The following is a 12,566-nucleotide window of genomic DNA, read 5'->3' as shown; positions in this document are numbered from 1 at the left end:
CTACGCCGTCTACCACCAGTTCATCGTTCTGGTTGAACACGCGGGTGGCGATGCGCACCTTGAACTTCGGCAGCTTCTCGAGAATTTCCAGGCGAACGGTCAAGGTATCGCCGAATTTCACGGGCTTCTGGAAGGTCATTTGCTGACCCAGGTAGATCGTGCCCGGGCCAGGCAGCTCGCAGGCGACGGCGGCGCTGATCAGTGCGCCACTGAACATGCCGTGGGCGATACGCTCTTTGAACATGCTCTTGGCGGCGAACTCTGCATCCAGATGCACCGGGTTGTGGTCGCCGGACATGGCGGCGAACAGCTGGATATCACGTTCTTCGACGGTCTTGCTGAAGCTGGCGGTCTGGCCGACTTCGAGGGCTTCGTAAGGCGTGTTGGTGACCTGGGTCATTGAGGTGGAGTCCTTCAGGTTCGACGAGGCAGGGGTTATTCACAACGAGGGGGGCGGCCAAGGGCCAGGGCCCGCTCGAGCCAGTCAATAACTGTAGCCGTAACTTCGTCGCGGTTGGTTTCGTTGAACAGCTCATGCCGGGCTTGCGGATACAGTTGCAGCTGCACGTGCTGGTTGCCGGCCAGACGCAATGCACCAGCCAGATCCTTGAGACGCTTGCCGGCACTGACCGGATCACATTCGCCGCCAATGATCAGGATTGGCAGGTTCGGATCGATCTGTGCGAGGTTGCTCGGCTGGCTGATCTGCTCCAGCCCCATGAGCAGATCGATCCACAGGCGATTGCTGCAGCGAAAGCCGCACAAGGGGTCGGAGAGGTACTTGTCGACCTCTACAGGGTCGCGGCTAAGCCAGTCGAACGCTGTGCGGTTAGGTTTGAAGGCTTTGTTGAAGGTACCGAATGACAGCCACTCGATCAGTGCGCTGCGGCCCAGGGGCCCCTGGCGCCAGGCTTCGAACCGAGCGATCAGGCAGGCCGCTCGGTACAGCGCCGGTGGCTGGAAGTTGGAACCGCTGAGAATCGCCCCCTGCAGGCTCGCACTGTGGTGCAGCAGATAGGCTTGGGCAATGTAGCTGCCCATGCTGTGGCCGAGCAGAAACACCGGTGTACCGGGGTACTGTTGGCCAATGTATTGAGTGAGCAGCCCCAGGTCATTGACCACCTTGCTCCAGCCCTCATGTTGCGAGAACAGGCCTCGCGTACCCAGCTCCGCCGTTCGTCCGTGACCGCGTTGGTCATGGGCGTAAAGGGCGTAGCCAGCGGCACTCAGCGCTTCGCCCAGTCGCTGGTAGCGGCCTGCATGCTCGGCCATGCCATGGGCCAGCAGTACTACGGCCTTGACCGGGCCGGTTGGCAGCCACTGATAGACATAGAGGCTGCAATGATCGCTGGCCGGCAGCCAGAAGGCGTCATGGTGCATGGCGGCTCCTTTTGCGCATATCGCGTGATCTGCTCAGTGTATATCCCAGTCAGGAGGGGGACTGGCCACTGGCAACAGGATTCACATCCTTAGTTACAGAGCTTGTCAGATATGCCGTCTTTGGCGTGTTTGCCGTCCGAGGCATACCTGCTAACGTCGGCAAAGCACCGTTGTCTGGAGACGAGACGGTCCGGAACGGCTCAGGTATGAGGACAAGAATAAATGCAAGCTGATTTCTGGAATGATAAACGCCCTGCGGGGGTTCCCTCGCAGATTGACCTGAGCGCCTACAGGTCGGTCATTGAAGTGTTCGACCGCTCATGCAAGCGATTTGCCGACCGCCCGGCATTCAGCAACCTTGGGGTGACGTTGACCTACGCCGAGCTTGATCGTCACTCGGCAGCCTTTGCTGCCTACTTGCAACAGCATACCGACCTGGTCCCCGGTGATCGCATCGCGGTGCAGATGCCCAACGTACTGCAGTATCCCATTGCAGTATTTGGTGCCCTGCGTGCGGGGCTGATCGTGGTCAATACCAATCCGCTGTATACCGCCCGCGAAATGCGTCATCAGTTCAAGGACTCGGGTGCCCGTGCCTTGGTCTACCTGAACATGTTCGGCAAATTGGTTCAGGAGGTTCTGCCCGATACAGCGATCGAATACTTGATCGAAGCGAAGATGGGCGACCTCTTGCCAACGGTCAAAGGCTGGCTGGTCAACACGGTCGTCGCCACGGTCAAGAAAATGGTTCCAAACTACCACTTGCCACAAGCGGTGCCCTTCAAGCGCGCGTTGAAGCTGGGGCAGGGGCATGCCTTGAGGCCTGTGTCGTTGGGCCTGGACGACGTCGCGGTGCTGCAATACACCGGTGGTACCACGGGCCTGGCCAAGGGCGCGATGCTGACCCATGGCAACCTGGTGGCGAACATGCTGCAGGTGCTGGCGTGTTTTTCCCAGCTTGGCCCGGACGGCCAGAAGATGATCAAGGATGGCCAGGAAGTGATGATCGCGCCGTTGCCGCTCTATCACATCTATGCGTTTACCGCGAATTGCATGTGCATGATGGTGACGGGCAACCACAACGTATTGATCACCAATCCGCGAGATATTGGCGGTTTTATCAACGAGCTGAAGAAGTGGCGTTTCACCGGTCTGCTGGGGCTTAACACGTTGTTCGTTGCACTGATGGAGCACCCGGCCTTCAAGACGCTCGATTTTTCTGCATTGAAGGTCACCAACTCGGGCGGTACGGCCCTGGTCAAGGCCACGGCGGAGCGCTGGGAGAGCCTGACGGGCTGCCGTATCGTCGAAGGCTACGGCTTGACCGAAACCTCTCCGGTGGCCAGCACCAACCCGTATGGTCAGCAGGCCCGCCTGGGGACGGTGGGCATTCCGGTGCCGGGTACGGCCTTCAAGGTTATCGACGACGAAGGGCATGAAATGCCCTTGGGTGAGCGTGGCGAGCTGTGTATCAAGGGGCCGCAGGTCATGAAAGGCTATTGGCAGCGTCCAGAGGCTACTGCCGAGACGCTGGATGCCGAAGGGTGGTTGAAGACGGGTGATATCGCGGTCATTGATCCGGATGGCTTCACCCGGATTGTCGATCGCAAGAAAGACATGATCATTGTCTCGGGATTCAATGTGTACCCGAATGAAATCGAAGATGTGGTCATGGCGCACCCGAAGGTGGCCAACTGCGCAGCCATTGGTGTGCCGGACGAGCGCTCTGGCGAAGCGGTGAAGCTGTTCGTGGTGCCACGTGAACAGGGCATCAGCCTGGAAGAGCTCAAGGCCTACTGCAAGGCCAACTTCACCGGTTATAAAGTGCCCAAGCACATCGTGCTGCGCGAATCGTTGCCCATGACGGCGGTGGGCAAGATCCTGCGCCGCGAGCTGCGTGACATCGCGTGACGTGATGCGCATCGTCGGCAATGCAGCCTCTTGCAGGAGATGCGCTGCCGGCGATGTGACGGGAACAAAACCGCACTCGTAGACTAATTACTCTAAAAGTGACTATTGATAGTCTATAAGTCATTTTTGTGACTGTTTAGGCTGCTTTAGCCCTAGGCGGGCCTTGGCAAAGCTGCTACTCTCGGCGCGCTTCTGAGCATTCGGTTTGCAATAAACCGGAACTTAATATCAATAATAATCGCATCGACTGCGGTGAAGAATTCGCTGGTGCTGGAGGAGTGGGCTTCCATGATCGAGAACTTTTGGAAGGATAAGTACCCAACCGGGATTGCCGCGCAGATCAATCCGGATGAGTACCCGAATATCCAGGCGGTATTGAAGCAGTCCTGCCAACGTTTCGCTGATAAACCGGCCTTTAGCAACCTGGGCAAAACCTTGACCTACGGAGAGTTGTACGAACTTTCCGGGGCATTTGCCGCCTGGTTGCAACAGCACACTGACTTGCAGCCCGGCGATCGTATCGCGGTGCAGTTGCCAAACGTATTGCAGTACCCCGTTGCAGTGTTCGGTGCCATGCGGGCCGGCCTGATCGTGGTCAATACCAACCCGTTGTATACCGCACGGGAAATGGAGCATCAGTTCAATGATTCCGGCGCCAAGGCGCTGGTCTGTTTGGCCAACATGGCGCACCTGGCGGAAAAGGTTGTGCCCAAGACCCAAGTGAAACACGTCATTGTCACCGAAGTTGCCGATCTGTTGCCACCGCTCAAGCGTTTGTTGATCAACAGCGTCATCAAGTATGTGAAAAAGATGGTTCCGGCGTATCACCTGCCCAAGGCGGTCAAGTTCAATGATGTCTTGAACAAGGGCCGTGGTCAGCCGATCAAGGAAGCCAATCCGGCCAGTTCCGATGTGGCGGTATTGCAGTACACCGGCGGCACCACCGGGGTGGCCAAAGGGGCAATGCTCACCCACCGCAACCTGGTGGCCAACATGCTGCAGTGCAGGGCGCTGATGGGCTCCAACCTCAATGAAGGCTGCGAAATCCTGATTACGCCGCTGCCGCTTTATCACATCTATGCCTTCACCTTCCATTGCATGGCGATGATGCTGATTGGCAGCCACAACATCCTGATCAGCAACCCGCGTGACTTGCCGGCCATGGTCAAGGAACTGTCGAAGTGGAAGTTCAGCGGCTTTGTCGGCTTGAACACCCTGTTCGTGGCCCTGTGCAACAACGCCGATTTCCGCAAGCTGGACTTCTCGGCGCTGAAGATCACCCTGTCGGGAGGCATGGCGTTGCAGATGTCGGTTGCCGAGCGCTGGAGAGACGTCACAGGCTGTGCCATTTGTGAAGGCTACGGCATGACCGAAACCAGCCCGGTAGCCGCCGTCAACCCGGCCGAACGCAACCATATCGGCACCATTGGCATTCCGGTGCCCTCGACACTCTGCAAGGTGATCGATGATGACGGGCGTGAACTGGCACTGGGCGAAGTGGGTGAGTTGTGCATCAAAGGCCCGCAAGTGATGAAGGGCTACTGGCAGCGCGAGGATGCGACGGCCGAGATCCTTGATGCCGATGGCTGGCTCAAGACCGGCGACATTGCCGTGATTCAGGCAGACGGTTACATGCGCATCGTCGACCGCAAGAAGGACATGATTCTGGTGTCTGGCTTCAACGTCTATCCGAACGAACTTGAGGATGTGCTGGCTGCGCTGCCGGGTGTATTGCAGTGCGCGGCAATCGGCGTGCCGGATGAGAAATCTGGTGAAGTGATCAAGCTCTTCATCGTTGCCCGCCCCGGCGTCACGCTGACCAAGGAGCAGGTGATGGAGCACATGCGCGCCAACGTCACAGGTTACAAGGTGCCGCGCTTCATTGAGTTTCGTGATGCACTGCCGACCACCAACGTTGGCAAGATCCTGCGCCGCGAACTGCGCGATGAAGAACTGAAGAAACTGGGTCTGAAGAAGATTGCCTGAGGCACTTGCGCCGGCTCCATGGGAGCCGGCCTTGGCCCGCAATGGGTTTAGCGCAGTTTCTCAAGCATCTGGTAATACCACATGCCGGCCGCCAACAACGGATTGCCCAGCACATCGCCCATTGGCACCTTGATGTGCTTGCACCCGGCAAAGGTATCGAATTTTTCCAGCGTCCCGGTCATGGCCTCAGCCATGATCTCGCCCATGATATGGCTGGTGGCGATGCCATGGCCGGAGTAGCCCTGGCAGTACCAGACGTGCTCCGACAGCTTGCCCAATTGCGGGATGCGGTTGACCACGATACCCATGGCACAACTCCATTGAAACTCGATCGGTATGCCCTTGAGTGCCGGAAAAGTGCGCTCGATGCATGGGCGCAGTTCACCGGCAATATCCCGTGAATCACGTCCGGAGTAGTTGGCGCCACCGCCGAACAGCAGGCGACCATCGGCGGTCATGCGGTAGTAGTCGAGTACGAAGCGACAGTCGTAGACCGCCAGGTCCTGTGGGTTGATCTGGTGCGCCAGCTCGCCCAGCGGGGCGGTCGTGACGATGCCGCCCATGGCGGGAAAGATCTTGCCTTTGAGCTGGCGTTTTTCCAGTTTGTGGTACACGTCGCCTGCCAGCAGCACCTGACGTGCGTCGATCCGGCCATGGGCAGTGACCACGGCCGGGCGAGGGCCATGGATGATGTCCAGCACTTCGGAGTTCTCGAAGATCAGCGCGCCCAGTTGCTGGGCAGCACGGGCTTCACCCAGGCACAGGTTGAGTGGGTGCACATGCAGGTTGCGGCGGTTTTTCAGTGCCCCGATGTACAAGGGGCTGTCCAGGTGTTCGCGTACACCCTGGCGGTCCAACAACTCGACCTGATCGCCCATGCCGCGGGTTAGCGCTTCATCATAGGACGCCTGAAGCTCGTCCAGATGCGACGCTTTCATCGCCGCATGCAGGTGGCCTCGCTTGAGGTCACAGGCAATGTTGTAGCGCGCTACCCGCTGTTCGATGATCTGGTGACCGCGCCAGCGCAGGTGCCAGATGAAATCGTCGACCTCATCGCCGAGGCGCGCACGCATCTGCTTGCGCATCGCTTCATCGCCCGACAGGCTGCCGGTGACCTGGCCGCCATTGCGCCCGCTGGCCCCCCAGCCGATCCGATGGGTTTCGACGATGGCGACTTTCAGGCCGCGTTCGGCCAGCTCCACGGCGCTGGCGACACCGGTGAAGCCGCCCCCGATGATCACCACGTCGACGCTCACGTTGCCGTTCAGGCGTGGGTACTCGGTGAAGTCATTGAGGCTGGCGCTGTAATAGGAGGCGCTACGCGGGGCGGGGCCGTGGTTAAGTGCTGCGTTCATGGGGTAATCCTTACTAAAAGAGTGAGCGGTCAGGCTTGGGTCAGGTACCAGCGCCAGTCCTGTTCGCCGACTTCGGCCATGAACTGTCGGTATTCGGCGCGTTTGACCGCCATGTAGACACCGAGGAACGCCCCGCCGAAGGCTTCGTGCGCCCAAGACGAACCTTGCAGGGCATTGAGTGACGTCAGCCAGTCGGTTGGCAGCAGTGTCTTGGCCTGGGCATAGCCGTTACCTTCAACCGGTGCGCCCGGGTCGAGTTGCTGGCGAATGCCGTGATGCAGGCCGGCCAGAATGGCAGCTGCAGCCAGATAAGGGTTGGCGTCGGCGCCGCAAATGCGGTGCTCGATATGCCGGGTGTGGGCTGGGCCGCCTGGCACACGCAGGCTCACCGTGCGATTGTCCACGCCCCAGGTCGGCGCCAGCGGTGCATAGCTGTTGGCCTGGAAGCGCCGGTAGGAGTTGGCGTTGGGGCAGAACATCAGCAGCGAGTCGAGCAGCACATCGAGCATGCCGGCGACCGATTGGCGCAGCAGGGGTGTGCCCGCCTTGTCTTCGCTGGCATAGAGGTTGTTGCCCGCGCGGTCGGCGAGGCTGACGTGCATGTGCATGCCGGTACCGGCCAGGTGATCGAACGGTTTGGCCATGAAGCAGGCTTGCATGCCGTGCTTGTGTGCGACGCCTTTGACCAGGCGCTTGTAACGTACCGCCTGGTCCATGGCTTCGAGTGCATCGCCGTGCTCCAGGGTGATTTCCACCTGCCCGGGGGCGTACTCGGAAATCGCCGTGCGTGCGGGAATACCCTGGGCCTTGCATGCCGCATACAGGTCCGCCAGGAAGGGTTCGATCTGTTCGAGTTCACGCAGACCGTAGACCTGGGTGCCTCGCGGTCGTCCGCCATCAGCGTCACGTGCCGGTTGTGGGCGGCCCGCCGCGTCGCGTTGCTGGTCGAGCAGGTAGAACTCCAGCTCACAGGCCATGACCGGGTAGTAGCCGTCGGCTTTGAGCGCGTCGATCACGTTGATCAGCACGTGCCGAGGATCGGCGATGGCGGCCGGTTGCCCTTCAGTCGGGTGCATGCTGACCTGCACTGCGGCAGTAGGGATCTGTCGCCATGGCAGGCGCACCAGGCTGCCCTCAAGCGGGTAGGCGCGGCAGTCGATATCGCCGACGTCCCAGACCAGCCCGGAGTTTTCGACATCTTCGCCGTTAAGGGTCAGGCCCAGAATAGTGCTGGGCAGCGGGCGACCGCTCTCATAAACCGCCAGCAGTTCCTCGCGGTGCAGCAGCTTGCCGCGCGGCACACCGTTGGCGTCGAGGATGAACAGCTCGATCATTTCGATATCGGGGTTGGCGGCCAGGAATGCCTGGGCCTGCTCGGGGTGAGCAAAGTGCATGAGTGTCTCGCTTGCGCCCATAGGCGCACAGTGCCGACTGCAGGGCAGGTCAGCCAGTGATTGACGATGTAGGGAGTCAGATCAATGCGAGGGTGTCTGGTGGGCGAGCATGGCGGCAATGCCACAAGGCCCAGAAGGCGAGAATGATGTGAAACAGCGGATTTTCACCGGAACGCGCCCTGACCTTCGAGCACGAAGGCGGCGATACAGGGCAGGACGAGCGCACGGGTGAAGTCATGCACCGATACTCCCATGGTCGATAAGGTTCATTAAATCAGTGTTTATATACCTTCAGGTATGTATCGACTAAACAAAGCCGTGAGACCCTGTATCCGTGCCGAGCGGGGGCAAATCTGCGACAATCGCAGCCCTTACCTATGCCGATCATATGCCGATCATGCGACAGCAGGCTCACCTGCATGACTAAAAAGACTCCATGACTGACCAGAATCCCGCTATCGATCAACTGTTGAGAAACCTTGATCACGCCATGATCGCCGAGCGTCATCGACTGCGTCGGCAATTGCACGAACTGCGCAAGCACCCTGATGAAGCCAAACTCGCCCAGTGGGTCGAGAAGGTGCAGGCGTCCTTTGCCCGGGTGACGGCGCGCAAGCAAAGCGTGCCGTTGATTCGCTACGACGACAGCCTGCCGATTGCCGCCAAGCGCGATGAGATCAAGAAGGTCCTGGCCGAGCATCAGGTACTGATCATTGCCGGCGAGACGGGGTCGGGCAAGACTACCCAATTGCCGAAGATCTGCCTGGAACTGGGCCGCGGCCAGCATGGCCTGATCGCCCACACCCAGCCACGGCGGATTGCCGCCCGCAGTGTTGCGACGCGGGTTGCCGAAGAGTTGGGTACGCCACTGGGAGCGCTGGTGGGCTACCAGGTGCGCTTCGAAGACCAGAGCGATGCCAACACCCTGGTCAAGCTGATGACGGACGGTATCCTGCTGGCCGAAACCCAGCACGACCGTTTTCTCGAACGCTATGACACGATCATTGTCGACGAAGCGCATGAGCGCAGCCTGAACATCGACTTCCTGCTCGGTTACCTCAAGACCCTGCTGCCTCGTCGCCCGGACCTGAAGCTGATCATCACTTCGGCGACCATCGACCTGGAGCGCTTCTCCAAGCACTTCAATGATGCGCCGATCATCGAAGTCTCGGGCCGTACCTACCCGGTGGAGACCTGGTATCGACCGCTGACCAGCGAGCAGGATGAAGAGGGCAATCGGGTTGAAGATGACCTGACTGTGGATCAGGCGATTCTCGCCACCCTCGACGAGATCGCCGCCCATGAGCGCAGCGAAGGCAAGCACCCGGGTGATGTGCTGGTGTTCCTGCCCGGTGAGCGGGAAATCCGCGATGCGGCTGAAATGCTGCGCAAGGCCCAGCTCAAGCACACCGAGATCCTGCCGTTGTACGCCAGGCTTTCACCGGCCGAACAGCAGCGAATCTTCCAGTCCCACCCCGGGCGGCGCGTGGTGCTGGCAACCAACGTTGCTGAAACTTCGCTGACGGTGCCGGGCATTCGCTACGTGATCGACAGTGGTACGGCGCGGATCAGCCGTTACAGTTACCGGGCCAAGGTGCAGCGGCTGCCGATCGAGGCTGTATCCCAGGCCAGCGCCAACCAGCGTAAAGGTCGCTGCGGTCGGGTCGAGCCAGGCATTTGCGTGCGTCTGTACAGTGAAGAGGATTTCAACGCCCGCCCTGCGTTTACCGATCCTGAGATCCTGCGCACCAACCTTGCCGCGGTGATCCTGCAGATGCTGCATTTGCGCCTGGGCGCGATTGACGCATTCCCGTTCATCGAGCCGCCTGATGGCAAGGCCATCAGCGACGGCTTCAACCTGCTGCAAGAGCTCTCTGCGGTGAACCGCGAGAACCAGCTGACGCCGCTGGGCCGGCAACTGGCGCGGCTCCCGGTCGACCCGCGGCTGGGCCGCATGCTGCTTGAAGGCGCGAAGCAGGGGAGCCTGCAGGAAGTGCTGATTGTCGCCAGTGCACTGTCTGTGCAGGACCCTCGCGAGCGTCCTCCGGAGCGTCAGCAGGCTGCCGATCAGGCTCATGCCCAGTGGAAGGATGTCGACTCCGATTTCGCGGCCCTGGTCAATCTCTGGCGCGGTTTCGAGGAGCAGCGCCAGGCGCTGACCGCCAGCCCATTGCGCAACTGGTGCCGGAAGAACTTCCTCAATTACCTGCGCTTGCGTGAGTGGCGCGATGCGCACCGGCAGTTGGGGCTGATTTGCCGTGACCTGCAGTTGAGCATCAACAAGGAGCCCGCCGACTACCCGAAACTGCACAAGGCGGTGCTCTCCGGGCTACTCAGTCAGATCGGGCAGAAAACCGAAGACGGCGACTACCTCGGCGCTCGCCAGCGGCGCTTCTGGGTACACCCGTCTTCGGGCCTGGGCAAGAAGCGCCCGCAATGGCTGATGACTGCCGAACTGGTCGAAACCACCAAGCTCTATGCGCGGATGGTCGCCAAGATCGAACCAGACTGGATCGAACCGCTGGCCGGGCACCTGGTCAAGAAGAACCACTTCGAACCGCACTGGGAAAAGAAGCGCGGCCAGGTGGTGGCCTATGAGCAGATCACCCTGTATGGGTTGATTATCGTCGGTCGACGCCCGGTGCATTTCGGCCCGATCGACCCTCTGATGTCACGCGAACTGTTCATCCGTGAAGCGCTGGTGGGCGGTGAGATACAGTCACGGGCCAAGTGCCTGACGGCCAACACGCGCTTGCTTGAGCAACTCGACGAGCTGGAAGCCAAGGCACGTCGACGCGACATTCTTGCCGATGAAGAAACCCTTTACGCCTTCTATGAGGCGCGGCTGCCCGCGGAGATTCATCAGACCGCAACGTTCGACAGCTGGTACCGGGTCAACAGCCAGAAAGACCCGCAGTTGTTGATTATGCGCGAGGAAGATGTGCTGGCCCGTGAGGCCAGTGAAGTGACCGCTGCCCAGTACCCCGATACCCTGCGCTTGGGTGACCTGAGCCTGGCATTGAGTTATCACTTCGAGCCTAATCACCCGCGTGATGGTGTCACCCTGCGCGTACCGGCGCCGCTGTTGCCGAACCTGCCGGGCGAGCGCCTGGAGTGGCTGGTGCCCGGGTTGCTGGAAGCCAAGTGCATTGCGCTGGTGCGCAACCTGCCCAAGGCAACCCGCAAGAACTTCGTGCCCGTACCGGACTTCGTCAAGGCTGCCTTGCAGCGGATGAGTTTTGGTGTCGGCTCGTTGCCCCACGCATTGGGCGCGGAGCTGTTGCGCATGACCGGTGCGCGGGTCAGCGATGAAGCCTGGAGTGAAGCTGCCGAGCAAGTGGACAGCCACTTGAAAATGAACCTGGAGGTGGTCGATGCCCAGGGCAAGTTCCTGGGCGAAGGCCGTGACCTTGCGGAGCTGACTTCGCGTTTCGTCGCCGCAAGCCAGGCAGCACTGGCCGTACCGCAGACCGCACAGAGCCAGCAGCCGGTGGAGGCCAAGGGCTTTGCCAAGGTGGCGCAAAGTGCCCAGCAGAAGATCGCCGGCCTGTCGTTGACGGTGTACCCGGCGCTGGTGGAAGAGGGCGGGACGGTCAAGGAGGGGCGGTTCTCGACAGCCGCCGAAGCCGAATACCAGCACCGTCGCGGTTTGCAGCGGCTGTTGCTGCAACAGTTGGCCGAGCCGGCCAAGTACCTGCGCGGCAAGTTGCCGGGGCTGACCGAGCTGGGGCTGCTGTACCGCGAATTGGGACGGATTGAGGCGCTGGTCGAGGACATTCTGCTGGCCAGTCTCGACAGCTGCATCCTTGAGGGTGAGGCCAGCCTGCCGCGTGACGGTGCTGCACTGGCGTCACTGGCCGAGCGCAAGCGTGGCCAGTGGGCCGAGCATGCCGAACGTCTGGCGCGTCTGACGCTGGACATCCTCAAGCTCTGGCATGGCTTGCAGAAGCGCTTCAAGGGCAAGATTGATCTGGCCCAGGCTGTGGCGTTGAACGACATCAAGCAGCAAACGGCCAATCTGGTGTACCCGGGGTTTGTTCGGGAAACACCGTCGCTCTGGCTCAAGGAACTGCCGCGCTACCTCAAGGCGATTGAACTGCGCCTGGAAAAACTGCCCGCGCAGGTACAGAAGGATCGTGTCTGGAGCGGTGAGCTCAGCAACCTCTGGGCACAGTTCAAGGCCCGCGCCGACAAGCATGCCCAGGAAGGCAAGCGTGACGAGCAGTTGGTCTTGTACCGCTGGTGGATCGAAGAGTACCGGGTTTCACTGTTTGCCCAACAACTGGGCACCAAGGTGCCGATTTCCGATAAGCGATTGAGCAAGCAGTGGGGGCAAGTGGAAGCCTAACGGCTTGGAAATGTGGCACACTTCGTCGACGTACGCCGCTGATGTGACCGGCCCTCGGTGACATCAGCGGCGCCAGATTGCATGACCACGCAGTGCTCCCGCCAACCGGGGGTATTGCGTGCATTAATTGGTACCTTCGTGCCAGGAATACTGACTAACAGGCCGTTGCCCTGCCGGCACCGGCCCCGAACA

At 60.4% G+C, this 12,566-nt stretch carries 7 protein-coding genes; 3 read left to right on the top strand and 4 right to left on the bottom strand.

The window, feature by feature from the left end:
- Both EKA13_RS18055 and EKA13_RS18050 read right to left on the bottom strand, forming a co-directional pair.
- Nucleotides 1-400 (bottom strand): MaoC family dehydratase (locus EKA13_RS18055; RefSeq protein ID WP_065760701.1); only part of this gene is annotated, 400 nt, incomplete at its 3' end.
- Between the two features lie 35 nt (nt 401-435).
- Nucleotides 436-1,380: an alpha/beta hydrolase gene (locus EKA13_RS18050; protein ID WP_065760700.1), complete on the bottom strand. Its 945-nt coding sequence runs from the start codon at nt 1,378-1,380 to the stop codon at nt 436-438.
- Nucleotides 1,381-1,602: 222 nt separating this feature from the next.
- On the opposite strand from EKA13_RS18050, the gene fadD2 reads away from it, so the two are divergent.
- Together fadD2 and fadD1 are read left to right on the top strand one after the other, a co-directional pair.
- Nucleotides 1,603-3,291, top strand: coding sequence for a long-chain-fatty-acid--CoA ligase FadD2 (gene fadD2, locus EKA13_RS18045; protein WP_065760699.1), 1,689 nt, complete (start codon nt 1,603-1,605; stop codon nt 3,289-3,291).
- Between the two features lie 288 nt (nt 3,292-3,579).
- Nucleotides 3,580-5,277 (top strand): long-chain-fatty-acid--CoA ligase FadD1, encoded by a 1,698-nt coding sequence (gene fadD1, locus EKA13_RS18040; protein ID WP_065760698.1) that lies wholly within the window; start codon nt 3,580-3,582, stop codon nt 5,275-5,277.
- A gap of 47 nt (nt 5,278-5,324) precedes the next feature.
- On the opposite strand, the gene EKA13_RS18035 is transcribed toward fadD1, so the two are convergent.
- Both EKA13_RS18035 and EKA13_RS18030 read right to left on the bottom strand, forming a co-directional pair.
- The gene (locus EKA13_RS18035; protein WP_065760697.1) at nt 5,325-6,632 is read right to left on the bottom strand and encodes an NAD(P)/FAD-dependent oxidoreductase; all 1,308 of its coding nucleotides are present in this window, start codon (nt 6,630-6,632) and stop codon (nt 5,325-5,327) included.
- 29 nt (nt 6,633-6,661) lie between these two features.
- On the bottom strand, nt 6,662-8,026 hold the full coding sequence (locus EKA13_RS18030) for a glutamine synthetase family protein (protein ID WP_065760696.1): 1,365 nt from the start codon (nt 8,024-8,026) through the stop codon (nt 6,662-6,664).
- Between the two features lie 436 nt (nt 8,027-8,462).
- Between EKA13_RS18030 and hrpA the strand changes: the two genes are divergently transcribed.
- Nucleotides 8,463-12,374 (top strand): ATP-dependent RNA helicase HrpA, encoded by a 3,912-nt coding sequence (gene hrpA / locus EKA13_RS18025; RefSeq protein WP_065760695.1) that lies wholly within the window; start codon nt 8,463-8,465, stop codon nt 12,372-12,374.
- The last annotated feature ends 192 nt before the right edge of the window (nt 12,375-12,566 follow it).

The organism is Pseudomonas defluvii, assembly GCF_001695625.1.
Lineage (GTDB): Bacteria > Pseudomonadota > Gammaproteobacteria > Pseudomonadales > Pseudomonadaceae > Aquipseudomonas > Aquipseudomonas defluvii.
The sequence above is the reverse complement of the archived record's forward strand: the minus strand, read 5'-3'. Positions and strand labels throughout refer to the sequence as shown.

What these genes read in the sequence shown, in the direction of transcription:
- EKA13_RS18050 (WP_065760700.1), bottom strand. Translation starts at nt 1,380, where the DNA reads ATGCACCATGACGCCTTCTGGCTGCCGGCCAGCGATCATTGCAGCCTC.
- fadD2 (WP_065760699.1), top strand. Translation starts at nt 1,603, where the DNA reads ATGCAAGCTGATTTCTGGAATGATAAACGCCCTGCGGGGGTTCCCTCG.
- fadD1 (WP_065760698.1), top strand. Translation starts at nt 3,580, where the DNA reads ATGATCGAGAACTTTTGGAAGGATAAGTACCCAACCGGGATTGCCGCG.
- EKA13_RS18035 (WP_065760697.1), bottom strand. Translation starts at nt 6,632, where the DNA reads ATGAACGCAGCACTTAACCACGGCCCCGCCCCGCGTAGCGCCTCCTAT.
- EKA13_RS18030 (WP_065760696.1), bottom strand. Translation starts at nt 8,026, where the DNA reads ATGCACTTTGCTCACCCCGAGCAGGCCCAGGCATTCCTGGCCGCCAAC.
- hrpA (WP_065760695.1), top strand. Translation starts at nt 8,463, where the DNA reads ATGACTGACCAGAATCCCGCTATCGATCAACTGTTGAGAAACCTTGAT.